Below are 18,374 nucleotides of genomic sequence, written 5' to 3' on the forward strand. Positions count from 1 at the left end.
ATAAAGGAGAAAAAATCATGCCAAAACAAAAAACACACCGCGCATCAGCTAAACGTTTCAAACGTACAGGTTCTGGTGGACTTAAACGTTTCCGTGCTTACACTTCTCACCGTTTCCACGGAAAAACTAAAAAACAACGTCGTCATCTTCGTAAAGCATCTATGGTGCATTCAGGAGATTTCAAACGTATCAAAGCAATGCTTACTCGCTTGAAATAATCGCGTATTTGTAAGTAAACAATTCTAGGAAATATTTGGAGGAAATATAAATGGCACGTGTTAAAGGTGGCGTTGTATCACGCAAACGTCGTAAACGTATTCTTAAATTAGCAAAAGGTTACTATGGAGCTAAACACATCTTGTTCCGTACTGCAAAAGAACAAGTAATGAACTCTTACTACTATGCATACCGTGACCGTCGTCAAAAGAAACGTGACTTCCGTAAATTGTGGATCACACGTATCAATGCGGCAGCTCGTATCAACGGACTTTCATATTCACAATTGATGCATGGTTTGAAATTGGCTGAGATCGAAGTTAACCGTAAAATGCTTGCTGACTTGGCTGTTAACGATGCAGCAGCTTTCACAGCTCTTGCAGATGCAGCTAAAGCAAAACTTGGTAAATAATTATTCATAAGACTGGTGCAGGTTTGTTCCAGTCTTTTTTAAACAAAGGAGAAAAAAATGGCTTCTAAAATGCTACACACTTGCTTGCGAGTTGAAAATCTTGAAAAATCAATCGCTTTTTATCAAGATGCTTTTGCTTTTAAGGAATTACGTCGTAGAGACTTTCCAGACTATGCTTTCACTATTGTTTATCTTGGACTTGAAGGTGATGATTATGAGTTAGAGTTGACTTACAACTATGATCACGGACCTTATGTTGTCGGTGACGGTTTTGCTCACGTCGCCCTAAGTACACCTGACCTTGAGGCTCTTCATAAAGAACATAGCGACAAAGGCTATGAAGTGACAGCACCTAATGGACTTCCAGGGACTCAACCAAACTATTACTTTATCAAAGATCCAGATGGATACAAGGTAGAAGTAATTCGTGAAAATTCATTATAGTTCCTATCGAGTAGCTTCTATGCTACTCTTTTTTAGAATTTGTGGTAGAATGAAAGAAAAAGAATGGAGGCAAGGTCATGAAAGTTCATGTAAAAGATGATTTTTGGCAACTATTTCCAGATGCTCAAATCTCTGTATTGGTGGTAAAAGGTCTCAACAATACTATTGATGAGAGTGAGGATCCCTATTTTAAAGCTTTACTGGATGAAGGAACCCAAAAAGCCCGTACTTTTATAACAGATGAAAATTTCACTCAGAATGAAGTGATTCAAGAATGGCGTCAGGCATTCACTAAATTCAAAACTAAAAAAGGTGCTCGTTCTTCTATTGAAGCCTTATTAAAGCGTGTGAGTCAAGGAAGAGAATTTAATCCAATAAATCCTTTGGTAGATATCTATAATAGCGTCTCACTTTCTTACGCTGTTCCTTGTGGGGGAGAGGATTTAGCTAAGATTGTTGGTGACTTATGTCTTGGAAGAGCTCAAGGAAATGAATCCTTCTTTCCACTAGGGGCTGAAAGTGATGCTCCAGCCTTAGCAGATGAAATTATTTATTTTGATGAACAAGGCGCGGTTTGTCGGTGTTTAAACTGGCGTGAAGCCCAAAGAACCATGTTAACAGAAGAAACCAAAGATGCTGTTTTAGTCATTGAAGCTATCAATGAAGAACAGGCATCACGAGCTAGGGAAGCAATGCTAGAATTACATACTAAAATTGAGGAATATTTTGGTATCAGTGGTAAGATCAGCCACTTGACAGCTACAAATCCTATCCTAGAGGTAGAATAATGAATGGGAATCACAGTTAATTCAACTGTGGTTCTTTTTTCTACAAGGGAAGAAAGAAATTGTTTTTCTATTTTCTAAAATGGTATAATATAAGAAGAAAAAGGGAGGTGATAGCGAGTGATTGCACAACTTGATACAAAAACGGTTTATAGTTTTATGGAGAGTATGATTTCTATTCAGAAGTATGTTGACCAAGGGAAAGCATACGGCTACTCAGCACTTGGAATCATGGATGTTGACAACCTCTATGGAGCTTATTATTTTATCAAAGAGTGCCAAAAGCAAGGGATTCAGCCCTTATTAGGTCTTGAGATGACAGTTCATCATAAGGAGGAACTCCTCAACCTTCGATTTTTAGCCTTGTCAAATCGTGGTTATCGAAATCTCATGAAGCTTTCGACTCTAAAAATGACAGGTAAAAAAGAATGGACTGATTTTTCTCCCTATCTAGAAGATGTTTGTGTTATTGTTCCCTATTTCCATGAAATAGCTCACTTAGATTTGGGACATGATTATTATATCGGAGTGTATCCAGATACAGCTCAGTCGAATTTTTCTCACCCCATTCTCCCACTTTATCATGTTAATTCTTTCGAAGTTGAGGATTTAGAAACGCTCCAAATGCTCAAGGCGATTAAGGAGAATGTGACCTTGCGAGAGGTGGATGTTCAATCGCAACAAGGCTTGTTTTTACCTGCTGAGCGTCTTGAACAATTTTTTGTAGAAAAGTTTCCAAAAGCTTTAGACAATCTATCTGAACTGATTGGAGCAACTACTTATGAGATTGATAGTAGTCTCAAGCTTCCTCGCTTCAATCCAGAGAGACCAGCTGTTGAAGAGTTGCGCGAAAGATCTATTAAGGGCTTGGAACTGAAAGGCTTACTAGATTCAGTTTATCAGGCTCGTTTAGAAGAAGAGCTATCTGTGATTCATGATATGGGATTCGATGACTATTTCTTGGTTGTCTGGGACCTCTTACGTTTCGGTCGTTCTCAAGGATATTATATGGGTATGGGACGTGGATCTGCAGTTGGAAGTCTAGTGGCCTATGCCTTAGATATCACTGGTATTGATCCTGTAGCTAAAAATCTCATCTTTGAACGCTTTTTGAATCGTGAACGCTATACCATGCCCGATATCGATATTGATATTCCTGATATCTATCGTCCTGAATTTATCCGCTATGTTCGTGACCGCTATGGCAGTATTCACGCTGCTCAGATTGTCACCTACTCAACCTTTGGTGCTAAACAGGCCGTCAGAGATGTTTTTAAACGCTATGGTGTACCTGAGTATGAATTAACGGCTATTACCAAAAAAATCGGTTTCAAAGATACCTTAACAAGTGCCTATGAAGGTAATCTAGGCTTTAGACAACTGATTCAAGGTAAGATTGAGTACCAAAAGGCTTTTGAAATTGCTAAAAAGATAGAAGGCTATCCTCGGCAAACTTCTATCCACGCTGCTGGTGTTGTGATTAGTGATAAAAATCTAACGGACTATATTCCTCTTAAGTATGGAGAGGATATGCTCATTACCCAGTATGATGCTCATGGAGTTGAAGGAAATGGCTTGCTCAAAATGGATTTCTTGGGCTTACGAAACCTAACTTTTGCTCAAAAAATGCAGGAGCTCTTATTTGAAACTCAAGGAATTCAGTTAAGGATTGAGGAAATTGACCTTGAGGATAGGAAAACTTTAGCCCTCTTTGCAGCTGGGAAGACCAAGGGAATCTTTCAGTTTGAACAACCTGGTGCTATTCGCTTATTAAAGCGCGTGAAACCAGAAAGCTTTGAAGAAGTAGTGGCAACGACTTCCCTCAACAGACCGGGGGCGAGTGACTATATCGACAACTTTGTGGCTCGAAAACATGGTAAAGAAAAGGTAACAGTCCTTGATCCTGTGCTAGAAGATATTTTAGCTTCTACCTATGGTATCATGCTCTATCAAGAGCAGGTTATGCAAGTAGCCCAACGCTACGCTGGCTTTAGTCTTGGAAAGGCCGATATTTTACGTCGGGCTATGGGGAAAAAGAATGCTGCGGAAATGCATCAAATGCAAGAGAGTTTTATCCAAGGTGCCCTCGAAAAAGGTCATGGAAAGGAACAGGCTCAGCAGGTTTTTGCTGTCATGGAAAAATTTGCTGGTTATGGTTTCAACCGATCGCATGCTTATGCTTATGCGGCTTTAGCTTTTCAACTTGCCTACTTTAAAACACATTACCCAGAAATCTTTTATCAGGTCACGCTCAATTATGCTAGTGGAGATTATATTCTCGATGCCCTTGAAATGGGTTTTGAACTAACACCACTCTCTATCAATACAATCCCATATCAGGATAAATTGACAGACCAGACTATTTACTTGGGACTTAAGAGTATCAAGGGAATGCCTCGTGATTTTGCCTACTGGATTATCGAGCATCGTCCATTTAGCAGTGTTGAAGATTTTATCACACGATTACCCAAAAATTATCAAAAGATTAGCCTCTTAACTCCCCTAGTCGAGATTGGTTTATTCGATAGTTTCGAAAAAAATCGCCAAAAAATCTTATCCAACTTACCTACTTTATTTATTTTTGTGGAAGAATTGGGTAGTTTATTTGCAGATAATAGCTACAATTGGCTTGAGAGTGAGGATTTTACGCAAGTCGAAAAATTCCGTAAGGAACAGGAGTGGCTTGGGGTAGGTATCAGTCCGCATCCTCTATTGATCTTAGCAAAGAATCCTTTGTACCCAATTGTGAGTTTGTCTGAACTATTTGAAGGACAGACAGCTACAGTACTCGTTGAGATTCAGTCTATCCGAGTAATCAGAACTAAAAAAGGTGAAAATATGGCCTTTTTGAAAGTTAGTGATAGCAAATCAAATTTGGAAGTCACAGTTTTTTCTGACCAGTATCGCCAATTTAAAAATCTCTTACATGAAGGAAGATTCTACTACCTTAATGGAAAAGTACAGGCAAGAGATGGTCGGCTTCAATTAGTGTTAAATAATCTAAAAGAAGCAGTGAGTGAACGATTTTGGATACAGGCTGCTGATCATGAACATGATACTGAAATTTATCATATTTTAGAGCAATATAAGGGAGAAATTCCAGTCATCATTCGTTACGAAAATGAACAAAAAAATGTCCTTTTACCGAGTTATTTTGTTGCAAAAGATGTTAGTTTACAGGAATCTTTAAGTCAGATAGTTATGAAAACGATTTATCGTTAAAAATCAATGAAAATAAAAGAATTTTAACTTTAATTATGGTATAATCAGTTAGAATGTTAAAGAAAAAGGAGCAAAACCAAATGAAACGTATTGCTGTTTTGACTAGTGGTGGAGACGCCCCTGGTATGAATGCTGCTATCCGTGCAGTTGTTCGTCAAGCAATCTCAGAAGGAATGGAAGTTTTTGGTATCTATGATGGATACGCTGGTATGGTTGCCGGTGAAATTTATCCACTTGATGCAGCTTCAGTGGGAGACATCATTTCACGTGGTGGTACTTTCCTTCACTCTGCTCGTTACCCTGAGTTTGCAAAACTCGAAGGTCAACTTAAAGGGATTGAGCAGTTGAAAAAACACGGTATCGAAGGTGTCGTGGTTATCGGTGGTGATGGTTCTTATCACGGAGCTATGCGCTTGACTGAGCATGGATTTCCTGCTATTGGACTTCCAGGAACAATCGATAACGATATCGTAGGTACTGATTTCACAATCGGATTTGATACTGCAGTTACGACTGCAATGGATGCCATTGATAAGATTCGTGATACATCATCAAGTCACCGTCGTACTTTCGTAGTTGAAGTAATGGGACGTAATGCTGGAGATATCGCTCTTTGGGCTGGTATTGCAACAGGTGCTGATGAAATTATCATCCCTGAAGAAGGATTCAAGATGGAAGACATCGTAGCAAGTATCAAGGCTGGATATGAACACGGTAAGAAACACAACATTATCGTTTTGGCAGAAGGTGTTATGTCAGCGGCAGAATTTGGTCAAAAACTAAAAGAAGCTGGAGATACAAGCGACCTTCGTGTAACTGAACTTGGTCACATCCAACGTGGTGGATCACCAACTGCTCGTGACCGTGTATTGGCGTCACGTATGGGTGCACATGCTGTTAAACTCCTTAAACAAGGAATCGGTGGTGTCGCTGTTGGTATTCGCAATGAGAAAATGGTTGAAAATCCAATTCTTGGAACTGCAGAAGAAGGAGCTTTATTTAGCCTAACAGCTGATGGTAAGATTGTTGTTAACAACCCTCACAAAGCTGACCTTGAACTTTCTGACTTGAACAAGAGCTTGTCATAATCAACTTTAACTAATCTGGTAAAATGACCATAAAAGGTCGAATTATATAAAGGAGTCACAAAATCATGAACAAACGTGTAAAAATCGTTGCAACTTTGGGTCCTGCGGTAGAAATCCGCGGTGGTAAAAAATTTGGTGATGACGGATACTGGGGTGAAAAACTTGACGTTGAAGCTTCAGCTAAAAACATTGCTCAATTGATTGAAGCAGGAGCTAACACTTTCCGTTTCAACTTCTCACACGGTGACCACCAAGAACAAGGTGACCGTATGGCGACTGTTAAACTTGCAGAAAAACTTGCAGGTAAAAAAGTTGGTTTCCTTCTTGATACTAAAGGACCAGAAATCCGTACTGAATTGTTCGAAGGTGAAGCTAAAGAGTATTCATACAAAACTGGTGAAAAAATCCGTGTTGCAACTAAACAAGGAATCAAATCAACTCGTGAAGTGATTGCTTTGAACGTTGCTGGAGCACTTGACATCTATGATGATGTTGAAGTTGGTCGTCAAGTATTGGTTGACGATGGTAAACTTGGTCTTCGTGTTGTAGAAAAAGACGATGCAACTCGTGAATTTGTCGTTGAAGTTGAAAATGACGGTGTTATCGCTAAACAAAAAGGTGTAAACATCCCTAACACTAAAATTCCTTTCCCAGCTCTTGCTGAACGTGATAACGCTGATATCCGCTTCGGTCTTGAACAAGGTATCAACTTCATCGCGATCTCATTCGTACGTACTGCAAAAGACGTGAATGAAGTTCGTGCAATCTGTGAAGAAACTGGTAACGGTCATGTTCAATTGTTCGCTAAAATCGAAAACCAACAAGGTATCGATAACTTGGATGAAATCATTGAAGCTGCTGACGGTATCATGATCGCTCGTGGTGACATGGGTATCGAAGTACCATTTGAAATGGTTCCAGTTTACCAAAAAATGATCATCACTAAAGTGAACGCTGCTGGTAAAGTTGTTATCACTGCAACAAACATGCTTGAAACAATGACTGAAAAACCACGTGCAACTCGTTCAGAAGTATCAGACGTATTTAACGCTGTTATCGACGGAACTGACGCTACAATGCTTTCAGGTGAGTCAGCAAATGGTAAATACCCACTTGAGTCTGTTCGTACAATGGCAACTATCGATAAGAATGCTCAAACTCTTCTTAACGAATACGGACGTTTGAACTCAGATTCATTTGAACGTAACTCTAAGACAGAAGTTATGGCTTCAGCAGTTAAAGATGCTACAAACTCAATGGACATTAAATTGGTTGTAACTCTTACTAAGACTGGTCACACAGCACGTTTGATCTCTAAATACCGTCCAAATGCTGATATCTTGGCATTGACATTTGACGAATTGACAGAACGTGGATTGATGTTGAACTGGGGTGTTATCCCAATGTTGACAGAAGCTCCATCATCAACTGATGACATGTTCGAAATTGCTGAACGTAAAGCAGTTGAAGCAGGTCTTGTACAATCTGGTGACGACATCGTTATCGTTGCAGGTGTGCCACTTGGTGAAGCAGTTCGTACTAACACAATGCGTATCCGCACTGTACGTTAATCTAATATTAAAAAGCCTATCATATCAAGCTTTCTAGCTTGTGTGATAGGTCTTTTTTTGTGACGAGGTGCAAAATATATCATCTTCCTTTCAATGCTAAGGTATATAATACAGCTTGTCCTGTAACTTTTGCTGTAATTATAGATTGCAATGGTCATCTTTCTATCTTTATGACTAAACCTAGCTAGGATTTTTTGGATAATAAGTCTATAAGTGTATGATTGAGGCTTGAGCTTATTACTGTTTGTGCAGAAAGGATTGCTAAAAGATAGGGTTTAGTAGTGTTTAGGAAAATAAAAAAGCTCTCTGGAAAAACCAGAAAGCTTGAGAGGCATCTCCATGTGAGAAATCGGTTCACACAATTTCTCAAGGTCCGCTCCTGCGTTATGACCTCCTTTGCTCAATAGTAGCTCTCGCTACATATCGACTCATCGCAAATTTTATTTTACTATAAGGTCGAAAAAAAGTCAATAAAAAAGTTCCTATAAAAAGGAACTGTTAAAGAATGCTAATTGCCGGGATCGAACCGGCGACCTCATCCTTACCATGGATGCGCTCTGCCTACTGAGCTAAATCAGCTTACTTAAAAAGTATACTATAGAATCAAATCTTTGTCAATAAAATGTTTTATTTAAAAGTAATCAGCTGTCAGTCAAACTAAAATGGCTTAAGAGAATATCCCTCAGCCATTTTATTCTAACCTAATTAATTTTGTTTTTTTCTGGATTCCAGATAAAACTTGCGATAAAGCTAAAGATGATGGTAACAATTGCAACTAAGACAGCAAGAATCAGTGCTGGTATGCGAATAAACCACCACAAAGGATTTGGTTTTTTATTTGTATGCCATTGTTTTGTTTCCTCATCCAGACGTTGGAATTCTGATTGGATACGTTCAGCAACCACCTCAATTCCTTCATCATTCATTTTCTTAATGTCTGAGATATCGATAGGATTTCCGAAGTTCATATCGACACGTTCACGACTGATGAGTCCTTTTAAGGTCATTGGACCAGTATAAGTAACTGGCATGATGCGAACCTTGGCCATTTTAGCAATCAGAGCTACGCCACCTTTTACATCGTTAGAATGACGACTACCGCTTGGAAACATGATGAGAGATCGGTCGCTCTTTTTAAGAACATTGATAGGATACTTAATGGCAGAAGCACTAGGATTTTCCCGATCAATAGGAAAGGCACCACACATACGAATCCACCAACCAAAGATTCGGTTGGAGAAAAGTTCCTTTTTAGCCATAAAAACAAACTGTTTCGGTTTGGTCGCAAATGCCATGTAGACAGGATCCCACCAGGTACGATGGGGAGCGACTAGGATATAGTTTTCATCTTGACTCGGAATTTTATTGGTATTATGATAATGAGCATTACCGTTGATAGACCAGAGAATCAACATAACGAGCCCACGAAGATAAGTATAAAACATGGTGTCTCCTTCAAATTTCTTTCTTTTATTATACCTTATCGTTGTAGGACAGGCAAATTTTTTTGTATAGGCGGAAAAGCTCTTTATATGAAATTAGAATTATTCAAAAAAAAATGATATGATAGAGATTATGGATAAAAATAAAATTATAGGCTTAAGCCAATCAGAAGTTAATGAACGTCAGAAACAGGGGCAAGTCAATGATTTCAAAGCATCAGCTAGTACCAGTACTTGGCAGATTGTAAAACGAAATGTTTTTACTCTCTTCAATGCTTTAAACTTTGCCATTGCCCTAGCGCTCGCCTTTGTTCAAGCTTGGAGCAATCTAGTTTTCTTTGCGGTTATCTGCTTTAATGCATTTTCTGGGATTGTAACCGAGCTACGTGCCAAACATATGGTTGATAAGCTCAATCTCTTGAATAAAGAAAAGATTATCACTATTCGTGATGGACAAGAGATAGCTCTGGATCCTGAGGAGCTTGTTTTGGACGATGTGATTCGCTTGTCAGCAGGGGATCAGATTCCAAGTGATGCCATTGTATTAGAAGGTTTTGCAGAAGTCAATGAAGCTATGTTAACGGGTGAGAGCGACTTGGTCCAAAAGGAAGTTGAAGACTTGCTTTTGTCTGGAAGTTTCTTAGCCAGTGGATCAGTTTTGGCTAAAGTTCACCATGTCGGTGCAGATAACTATGCTGCTAAACTCATGCTTGAAGCTAAGACAGTCAAGCCAATTAACTCTCGTATCATGAAATCGCTAGACCAGTTAGCCGGCTTTACTGGGAAAATTATCATTCCTTTTGGTATTGCTCTCTTGCTTGAAGCCTTGGTCTTAAAAGGTCTGCCACTGAAGTCTTCTGTAGTCAATTCATCTACAGCTCTTTTAGGAATGTTGCCTAAGGGAATCGCCCTTTTGACCATCACCTCTCTCTTAACTGCTGTTATCAAGCTTGGGTTGAAAAAGGTTTTGGTGCAGGAGATGTATTCTGTTGAGACCTTGGCGCGCGTGGATATGCTCTGCTTGGATAAGACAGGTACCATCACCCAAGGGAAGATGCAGGTTGAGACTGTCCTTCCTCTTACGCAAGCTTACGACAAAGATGCCATTGCCAAAATACTAACTAGCTATATGGCACACAGTGAGGATAAAAATCCAACTGCTCAAGCTATTCGAAAGCGTTTTGTGGGAGAGGTAGCTTATCCGATGATTTCAAGCCTTCCATTTTCAAGTGATCGAAAATGGGGAGCAATGGAGTTGGAAGGTCTAGGAACTGTTTTCCTAGGTGCACCGGAGATGTTGTTGGATGCTGAAGTTCCTGAAGCTAGAGAAGCTCTTGAACGAGGATCTCGTGTCTTGGTGTTAGCGCTCAGTCAAGAAAAACTTGACCATCACAAGCCACAAAAACCATCTGATATTCAAGCCTTGGCTTTGCTTGAGATTCTAGATCCGATTCGAGAAGGTGCTGCTGAGACGCTAGACTATCTTCGTTCTCAGGAAGTAGGGCTGAAAATTATTTCTGGTGATAATCCAGTTACCGTTTCAAGTATTGCTCAAAAAGCTGGTTTCGCAGACTATCAGAGCTATGTAGATTGTTCGAAAATTAATGATGAAGAATTGATAGCCATGGCTGAGGAAACAGCCATTTTCGGACGTGTCTCGCCTCATCAAAAGAAACTAATCATCCAAACTCTGAAAAAAGCAGGACATACTACAGCAATGACAGGGGATGGTGTCAATGATATCCTAGCTCTCCGTGAGGCAGACTGCTCCATCGTTATGGCTGAAGGAGATCCAGCGACTCGTCAGATTGCAAATCTGGTCCTCTTGAATTCAGATTTCAATGATGTTCCTGAGATTCTTTTTGAAGGACGTCGTGTGGTCAATAACATTGCCCACATTGCTCCAATTTTCTTGATTAAGACCATCTATTCTTTCTTGTTAGCAGTTATCTGTATTGCAAGTGCATTGTTGGGACGTACTGAATGGATTTTGATTTTCCCATTCATTCCGATTCAGATAACTATGATTGACCAGTTCGTGGAAGGTTTCCCACCGTTCGTATTGACCTTTGAGAGAAATATCAAACCTGTTGAACAAAACTTCCTCAGAAAATCCATGCTCCGTGCTTTACCAAGTGCCTTGATGGTAGTCTTTAGTGTTCTCTTTGTTAAAATTTTTGGAACCAGTCAAGGCTGGTCAGCCATTGAAATTTCGACACTTTTGTATTATCTATTAGCATCGATTGGTTTCATGTCTGTAGTTAGAGCTTGCTTGCCATTTAGCTTGTGGCGTGTGCTATTGATTATTTGGTCAGTTGGAGGTTTCCTTGGAACAGCTCTATTCCCAAGAATCCAAAAATTGCTTGAAATTTCAACACTTACAGGTCAAACATTGCCTATCTATGGCATTATGATGCTCGTCTTTATTGTGATTTTCATACTGACAAGTCGTTATCAAGTTAAAAGATAAAGAAAGACTGCAATCCATGATTGCGGTCTTTTTTAGGTGCAGGATTGCCAGATAAAATATGGTATAATAAAGGGAAATAGAGTTTTTGAAAGTGAGAGAAGATGATTTCAAAGAGATTAGAAACAGTAGCTTCTTTTGTTCCCCAAGGAGCCGTTTTACTGGATGTCGGGAGCGACCATGCTTATTTACCGATTGAACTAGTTGAAAAAGGTCGTATTGAACGTGCTATTGCAGGAGAGGTAGTAGTAGGTCCTTATCAATCTGCTGTAAAAAATGTTGAGAGCCATGGCTTGACTGAGAAAATTCAGGTTCGTTTAGCCAATGGTTTAGCAGCTTTCGAAGAAAGTGACCAGGTTTCTGTTATCACTATTGCTGGGATGGGAGGTCACTTGATTGCTACGATATTAGAAGAAGGATTGGACAAACTAGCCAATGTTGAGCGTTTAATTCTTCAACCAAATAACCGAGAAGATGAGTTACGTAGTTGGTTACAAGAGCATGGATTTCAGATTGTAGCTGAAAGTATTTTAGAGGAAGCTGGGAAATTTTACGAGATTCTAGTAGTGGAAGCTGGGAAAATGAATTTATCAGCTAGCGATATCCGTTTTGGTCCTTTTCTATCTAAAGAACTTAGCCCCGTATTTGTCCAAAAGTGGCAAAGAGAAGCAAGTAAGCTAGAATTTGCCCTTAGTCAAATCCCAGAAAAAAATCATGAAGAACGTCAAGTTTTAGTAGATAAAATTCAAGCCATCAAGGAGGTGCTCCATGCAAGCAAGTGAAGTGATTAAGCGTTATGAAATCTATTGCCCACAAGAACTTTCTATGGAAGGTGATAGTCGTGGTCTTCAAATTGGTACCTTAGACAAAGAAATCCAAAAGGTCATGATTGCTCTTGATATACGTGAAGATACAGTGGCAGAAGCCATCGAAAAGGGTATCGATTTGATTATCGTTAAGCACGCGCCTATCTTTCGTCCTATCAAGGACTTGGTAGCTAGTCGCCCTCAAAATCAAATTTATATCGACCTCATCAAGCATGATATTGCCGTCTACGTCAGTCATACAAACATTGATATCGTTGAAAATGGTCTTAATGATTGGTTCTGCCAATTGTTAGATATTAAGGATACAACGTACCTACAGGAGACCGGTCCTGAACGTGGGATTGGACGTATTGGAACTATTAGACCTCAAACATTTAAGGAATTTGCTGACCATGTTAAGGAAGTATTTGGTCTAGATAGTCTTCGTATGGTGTATTATAAAGAGACTGATTTGCAAAAAATAATCTCAAGAGTAGCTATTTGTGGTGGCAGTGGGCAGTCTTTCTTTTCTGATGCAATAGCCAAAGGAGCAGATGTCTACATTACTGGTGATATCTATTACCACACTGCTCAAGAGATGTTGTCAGACGGCTTGTTGGCTTTGGATCCGGGACACTATATTGAAGTTCTCTTTGTTGAAAAAATTGCAGCGTTCCTGAACGAATGGAAGGAAGAAAATGATTGGCCTTTAGAGGTTATCGCAAGTCAGGCATCGACCAATCCATTCCATCATATCTAGTTAGAAGGTAAAGACAATGAAAAAAGTTGCCATTGTAGGAGCAGGAATTGTAGGGGCAACGGCTGCCTACTATCTTTCTAAAGAAACTGATATCGAAGTAACTGTCTTTGATCATGGGCACGGACAAGCGACCAAGGCAGCGGCAGGAATTATCAGCCCCTGGTTTTCTAAACGACGCAATAAGGTCTGGTACAAGTTGGCGCGCCTAGGAGCAGATTTTTATGTAGATTTATTAGCTGATATAGAAAAATCTGGTCAAAAGGTAGATTTTTACCAACGCTCAGGAGTCTTTCTTTTTAAAAAAGATGAGTCCAAACTAGAGGAACTCTATCAACTAGCCTTGCAACGTAGAGATGAATCTCCCTTGATAGGGAAATTAGCCATTCTGGATCAAGAGTCTGCGAGTAAGTTATTCCCTGGTCTAAAGGGATTTGAGAGATTGCTCTATGCTTCTGGAGGGGCTCGAGTAGATGGACAACTTTTAGTTAGTCGCTTGCTTGAAGCCAGTCAAGTGAAGGTCGTAAAGAAAGAGGTCAGTCTAAAACCCTTAGCATTTGGTTATCAAATAGACAACCAAATGTTTGACCAAGTTATCTTGTCCACAGGAGCTTGGCTTGGACACATTTTGGAGCCTTTAGGCTATGAGGTTGATGTTCGTCCTCAAAAGGGGCAACTCCGAGATTACCAAGTGGAACAAGACATGGGAGCTTACCCTGTAGTTATGCCGGAAGGTGAGTGGGATTTGATACCATTTCCCGGCGGTAAGTTATCTCTAGGAGCTACCCATGAAAATGACATGGGATTTGACCTGACGGTCGATGAGAATTTGCTTAATCAAATGGAGGGAGCTGCCTTGCCTTGTTATCCAGTATTGAAGGATGCTGACATCTATGGCGAACGTGTAGGAATTCGGGCTTATACGAGTGACTTTTCTCCATTTTTCGGACAGGTTCCAAACTTATCAGGAGTCTATACAGCAAGTGGTCTAGGATCTTCAGGGTTAACGACTGGTCCTATTATCGGTTATCATCTAGCTCAAATGCTTCAAGGGAGAAAAGGAGTATTGGATCCAGCAGATTATCCGACTGAAAGATACATTAAAAAGAAACAATAGTAAACCTTTTACCTAGTTTTTACGATAGTCTTAGGAAAGTAAATGACTTTCCCTATCAAAAATGGTAAAATGAAAAAAATAATCCAAGAATTGAGGAAATAAAATGCAAGAAAAAATTCTGGTAACAGGTGGAGCAGGTTTTATCGGAACTCACACTGTCATTGAATTGATCCAAGCTGGACACCAAGTAGTTGTCGTGGATAATTTGGTAAACAGTAGTCATAAAAGTCTTGAAGTAGTCGAAAGAATCACTGGGGTAGAAATTCCTTTCTACGAAGCAGATATTCGTGACACAGATACACTTCGTGATATTTTCAAACATGAAGAACCAACAGGTGTGATTCATTTTGCTGGTTTGAAAGCTGTAGGTGAGTCTACACGTATCCCACTTGCCTACTATGATAACAATATCGCTGGAACTGTCAGTCTCTTGAAAGTTATGGAAGAGACAAACTGTAAGAATATCATCTTCAGTTCATCAGCAACTGTTTATGGAGATCCTCATACAGTCCCAATCCTAGAAGATTTCCCACTTTCAGCTACAAATCCATATGGTCGTACCAAGCTAATGCTGGAAGAAATTTTGACAGATATCTATAAAGCAGATTCAGAGTGGAACGTTGTTTTACTTCGTTACTTCAACCCAATCGGTGCGCATAAGAGCGGTGATTTGGGTGAAAATCCAAACGGTATTCCCAATAACCTTCTTCCATATGTGACACAAGTTGCAGTTGGTAAGTTGGAACAAGTTCAGGTCTTTGGAGACGACTACGATACTAAAGATGGAACAGGTGTTCGTGACTATATCCACGTCGTTGACCTAGCAAAAGGGCACGTTGCGGCACTTAAGAAGCTTCAAAAAGGTTCAGGACTAAACATTTACAACCTTGGTACAGGAAAAGGCTACTCAGTTCTTGAAATTATCCAAAATATGGAAAAAGCAGTCGGACGTCCTATTCCATACCGTATTGTTGAACGTCGCCCAGGTGATATTGCAGCTTGCTACTCAGATCCGGCAAAAGCTAAGGAAGAGCTAGGATGGGAAGCAGAACTTGGTATTACAGAGATGTGTGAAGACGCATGGCGTTGGCAAAGTCAACATCCAAATGGATTTGAAGACTAAGATGATGATTTCAATCATAGTCCCATGTTTAAACGAAGAGGAAGTACTTCCTCTTTTTTATCAAACTCTTGAAGCACTGATCCCAGATTTGGGAACAGAAATCGAATACATTTTTGTAGATGATGGGTCAACTGATAAGACTTTGGACGTTCTAAAGGTTTATCGAGAGAAAAATCCTGCAGTACATTATATCTCTTTCTCGCGAAATTTTGGGAAGGAAGCGGCCATATATGCAGGTTTACAACAAGCAAGTGGAGACTTGGTGGTGGTTATGGATGCAGACCTTCAGGATCCACCAAGCCTCTTGCTTGAGATGAAAGAACTACTAGATCAGAATCCAGATTTGGACTGTGTGGGAACACGTAGAACTAGTCGAGAGGGAGAGCCATTTCTACGTAGTTTCTGTGCCAATCTTTTTTATCGTTTCATGCAAAAAATTAGCCCAGTAGCTCTTCCCATAGGGGTTCGTGATTTTAGGATGATGAGAAAATCAGTAGTAGATGCAGTGTTAGAATTGACAGAATACAATCGCTTTTCCAAAGGCCTCTTTGCCTGGGTTGGTTTTCATACTCACTATCTAGAATACCCTAATGTTGAAAGGCAGGCAGGTAAGACTAGTTGGAGCTTTAGGCAACTCTTTTTCTACTCTATCGAAGGGATTGTAAATTTTTCAGATTTTCCTTTGATATTAGCCTTTGTTGCTGGTCTTACGTCTTGTTTTATGGCTTTGGTGATGACCCTTTTTGTAGTTATTCGTACTCTTATGCTTGGGAATCCAACCTCTGGCTGGACATCTCTGATGGCTGTCATTCTATTTCTTGGTGGTGTCCAATTATTGACCATTGGTATTCTGGGAAAATATGTCAGTAAAATTTATCTAGAAACAAAAAAAAGGCCCCTCTATCTGATAAAAGAACAGAGTGAGTCAAGATAAGATTTGCTAAAAATAAGTCCTTCAAAAGACTATAATTTTCTGGAAAAATATGCTAAACTAGAGGAAGTGGTATTTGGAAATCGAATCACCACTGATGACAAATTAATCTTTGATGAGCGCGCGAGTGGGACACTGTTTTACAGCTTCCAGTAGCTCTTCACTAGCTGGGACGTCTCTCTCTAGTTGATTAGGATCATCATAGAAACGCACTATACCATTATCATGGTAATCAAATAAATCAGAATAGGTTTGGCATAGCCCGCAGGCAATGCATCGTTCAGGTATAAGTGTGATTTTCATATTTATATTGTAATAAGAAATTAGAAAAAAAACAAGGAGTAAGGTATGGAAAAGGAACCATGGCAAGAAGATATTTACGACATCGAGGAAAGTCGTTCGGAACGCAGAAGCAGAGGAAATAAGGAATCAGGAGTAGGAGCTAATCGTATTTTAACGATTTTGGCTTGTATTTTCTTTGTTATCGTTGTCGGTATGATTGCTATTCTAATCTACCTGTCATCCGGTGGAAGTGATCGTACGGCAGCCTTGAAAGATTTTCATGATTCTTCTGCGCCTAAGGTAGAGGAAGTTTCTTCAACATCATCAAGTAGTTCAGTTGAAGCATCAAGTTCTGAAGCAGAATCAACTTCTTCAAGTAGTTCAGAGGAGCATACAAATGCTGAGGGAACCATTACTGTCCTTGCAGGTGAAGGTGAGGCAGCTATTGCAGCTAGAGCAGGCATTTCTATTGCCCAGCTTGAAGCCTTGAACCCTGGTCATATGTCTTCAGGAACTTGGTTTGCAAATCCTGGTGATGTCCTTAAGACAAGATAGGAGTTAGAATGAAAACAATTCAGATCGCTATTGATGGTCCAGCTTCAAGTGGTAAGAGTACAGTAGCTAAGATTATCGCTAAGGACTTTGGCTATACTTATCTGGATACAGGTGCCATGTATCGTGCTGCGACTTACATTGCTTTAAATAACCAAGTAAGCCCAGAAGAGTCATCTCGACTTCTTGAATTATTGGAACAATATCCGATTAGTTTTGGTCGTGCCGAAACAGGAGAACAGCTTGTTTTTGTTGGAGACGTTGATGTTACCAATCCAATCCGAGAAAATGAAGTAACTAATGCTGTATCAGCTTTTGCAGCTATTCCAGCTATTCGTGAAAAATTGGTAGCCCTCCAGCAAGAAATTGCCCAACAAGGCGGAATCGTCATGGATGGTCGAGATATTGGTACAGTGGTCTTGCCTAAGGCTGAATTGAAGATTTTTCTTGTTGCTTCAGTGGATGAGCGTGCAGAACGACGTTATAAGGAAAATCTTTCAAAGGGGATCGAAACAGATTTGGAAACTTTGAAAGAAGAGATTGCTGCGCGTGATTATAAAGATAGTCATCGAGAAACTTCGCCTCTTAAACAAGCAGAGGATGCTATCTACTTAGATACTACAGGACTAACTATTTTAGAAGTTGTCGAAAAAATTAAATCAGAAGCAGTCAAACATTTTTAATTGGAACTCATAATCGATTGACCACGATGGTGGTCAATTTTTTTACGATTTGTCAAATCTTCTATTTTAGGGTATAATAGTTTCTGTTAAAGAAAATTTGACAATCAAACAATGATGCAACTATAAGGAGATAAAATGAACAATCTACCAAATTGCCCAAAATGTAATTCAGAATATGTCTATGAAGACGGAGCCTTGCTAGTCTGCCCAGAGTGTGCTTATGAATGGAATCCTGCTGAGCAAGCAGAGGTTGAAGAAGGCCTTGTTGCTATCGATGCTAATGGAAATAAATTGGCTGATGGAGACACAGTAACCTTGATCAAAGACTTGAAAGTGAAAGGTGCACCGAAAGATCTTAAGCAAGGAACACGCGTTAAAAATATCCGTATCGTCGAGGGTGACCACAACATCGACTGTAAGATTGATGGCTTTGGTGCTATGAAACTAAAATCAGAATTTGTTAAAAAGATTTAATC

The 18,374-nt window shown here is 39.7% G+C and carries 18 protein-coding genes and 1 tRNA gene; 16 read left to right on the forward strand and 3 right to left on the reverse strand.

Going from position 1 to position 18,374, the window contains the following annotated elements; all coding sequences use genetic code 11:
- The first annotated feature begins 17 nt into the window (after positions 1 to 17).
- The 7 genes from rpmI (at position 18) to pyk (ending at position 7,738) form a co-directional block, all read left to right on the forward strand.
- Positions 18 to 218: a 50S ribosomal protein L35 gene (gene rpmI, locus AXE83_RS03895; RefSeq protein WP_001125942.1), complete on the forward strand. Its 201-nt coding sequence runs from the start codon at positions 18 to 20 to the stop codon at positions 216 to 218.
- 50 nt (positions 219 to 268) lie between these two features.
- A complete protein-coding gene (rplT, locus tag AXE83_RS03900; RefSeq protein ID WP_060955522.1) occupies positions 269 to 628 on the forward strand; it encodes a 50S ribosomal protein L20 in 360 nt (119 codons plus the stop codon).
- Positions 629 to 685: 57 nt separating this feature from the next.
- Positions 686 to 1,072 (forward strand): lactoylglutathione lyase, encoded by a 387-nt coding sequence (gloA, locus tag AXE83_RS03905; RefSeq protein WP_060955523.1) that lies wholly within the window; start codon positions 686 to 688, stop codon positions 1,070 to 1,072.
- A gap of 77 nt (positions 1,073 to 1,149) precedes the next feature.
- Positions 1,150 to 1,860, forward strand: a complete 711-nt coding sequence (locus tag AXE83_RS03910) for a B3/B4 domain-containing protein (RefSeq protein WP_060955524.1) — start codon at positions 1,150 to 1,152, stop codon at positions 1,858 to 1,860.
- Positions 1,861 to 1,977: 117 nt separating this feature from the next.
- A complete protein-coding gene (locus AXE83_RS03915) occupies positions 1,978 to 5,079 on the forward strand; it encodes a DNA polymerase III subunit alpha (protein WP_060955525.1) in 3,102 nt (1,033 codons plus the stop codon).
- A gap of 80 nt (positions 5,080 to 5,159) precedes the next feature.
- A complete protein-coding gene (gene pfkA, locus AXE83_RS03920) occupies positions 5,160 to 6,167 on the forward strand; it encodes a 6-phosphofructokinase (protein ID WP_060955526.1) in 1,008 nt (335 codons plus the stop codon).
- A 65-nt stretch (positions 6,168 to 6,232) separates the two neighbouring features.
- Positions 6,233 to 7,738 (forward strand): pyruvate kinase, encoded by a 1,506-nt coding sequence (gene pyk / locus AXE83_RS03925; RefSeq protein ID WP_014713116.1) that lies wholly within the window; start codon positions 6,233 to 6,235, stop codon positions 7,736 to 7,738.
- A gap of 506 nt (positions 7,739 to 8,244) precedes the next feature.
- On the opposite strand, the gene AXE83_RS03930 is transcribed toward pyk, so the two are convergent.
- Positions 8,245 to 8,317, reverse strand: a tRNA-Thr gene (locus AXE83_RS03930).
- 122 nt (positions 8,318 to 8,439) lie between these two features.
- Complete coding sequence (locus tag AXE83_RS03935) at positions 8,440 to 9,183, reverse strand: lysophospholipid acyltransferase family protein (protein WP_060955527.1); 744 nt, start codon at positions 9,181 to 9,183, stop codon at positions 8,440 to 8,442.
- Positions 9,184 to 9,313: 130 nt separating this feature from the next.
- Between AXE83_RS03935 and AXE83_RS03940 the strand changes: the two genes are divergently transcribed.
- The 6 genes from AXE83_RS03940 (at position 9,314) to AXE83_RS03965 (ending at position 16,384) form a co-directional block, all read left to right on the forward strand.
- A complete protein-coding gene (locus tag AXE83_RS03940; RefSeq protein WP_060955528.1) occupies positions 9,314 to 11,650 on the forward strand; it encodes a cation-translocating P-type ATPase in 2,337 nt (778 codons plus the stop codon).
- 101 nt (positions 11,651 to 11,751) lie between these two features.
- Entirely contained in the window at positions 11,752 to 12,429 is a 678-nt protein-coding gene (locus tag AXE83_RS03945) for a tRNA (adenine(22)-N(1))-methyltransferase (protein ID WP_060955529.1), read from the forward strand.
- Complete coding sequence (locus AXE83_RS03950; RefSeq protein ID WP_060955530.1) at positions 12,416 to 13,213, forward strand: Nif3-like dinuclear metal center hexameric protein; 798 nt, start codon at positions 12,416 to 12,418, stop codon at positions 13,211 to 13,213. The genes AXE83_RS03945 and AXE83_RS03950 overlap by 14 nt, the downstream gene beginning before the upstream one ends.
- 16 nt (positions 13,214 to 13,229) lie before the next feature.
- Positions 13,230 to 14,327: an NAD(P)/FAD-dependent oxidoreductase gene (locus AXE83_RS03955; protein ID WP_060955531.1), complete on the forward strand. Its 1,098-nt coding sequence runs from the start codon at positions 13,230 to 13,232 to the stop codon at positions 14,325 to 14,327.
- 103 nt (positions 14,328 to 14,430) lie between these two features.
- A complete protein-coding gene (galE, locus tag AXE83_RS03960; RefSeq protein WP_060955532.1) occupies positions 14,431 to 15,450 on the forward strand; it encodes a UDP-glucose 4-epimerase GalE in 1,020 nt (339 codons plus the stop codon).
- Complete coding sequence (locus AXE83_RS03965; protein ID WP_083500982.1) at positions 15,434 to 16,384, forward strand: glycosyltransferase family 2 protein; 951 nt, start codon at positions 15,434 to 15,436, stop codon at positions 16,382 to 16,384. The genes galE and AXE83_RS03965 overlap by 17 nt, the downstream gene beginning before the upstream one ends.
- 102 nt (positions 16,385 to 16,486) lie before the next feature.
- On the opposite strand, the gene AXE83_RS10500 is transcribed toward AXE83_RS03965, so the two are convergent.
- Complete coding sequence (locus AXE83_RS10500) at positions 16,487 to 16,684, reverse strand: ferredoxin (RefSeq protein WP_080979354.1); 198 nt, start codon at positions 16,682 to 16,684, stop codon at positions 16,487 to 16,489.
- A 45-nt stretch (positions 16,685 to 16,729) separates the two neighbouring features.
- On the opposite strand from AXE83_RS10500, the gene AXE83_RS03970 reads away from it, so the two are divergent.
- The 3 genes from AXE83_RS03970 to AXE83_RS03980 all read left to right on the forward strand — a co-directional run bounded on the left by AXE83_RS03970 (position 16,730) and on the right by AXE83_RS03980 (position 18,372).
- Entirely contained in the window at positions 16,730 to 17,218 is a 489-nt protein-coding gene (locus AXE83_RS03970; RefSeq protein WP_000410178.1) for an SAG1386/EF1546 family surface-associated protein, read from the forward strand.
- 8 nt (positions 17,219 to 17,226) lie between these two features.
- Positions 17,227 to 17,898: a (d)CMP kinase gene (gene cmk, locus AXE83_RS03975; RefSeq protein ID WP_060955533.1), complete on the forward strand. Its 672-nt coding sequence runs from the start codon at positions 17,227 to 17,229 to the stop codon at positions 17,896 to 17,898.
- A gap of 135 nt (positions 17,899 to 18,033) precedes the next feature.
- Positions 18,034 to 18,372 carry a zinc ribbon domain-containing protein YjdM gene (locus AXE83_RS03980; RefSeq protein ID WP_045762909.1) on the forward strand — a complete coding sequence of 113 codons (339 nt, stop codon included), beginning with the start codon at positions 18,034 to 18,036 and terminating at the stop codon, positions 18,370 to 18,372.
- Positions 18,373 to 18,374: the final 2 nt, after the last annotated feature.

The sequence above is a fragment of the Streptococcus sp. oral taxon 431 genome, from assembly GCF_001553685.1.
Taxonomy (GTDB): domain Bacteria; phylum Bacillota; class Bacilli; order Lactobacillales; family Streptococcaceae; genus Streptococcus.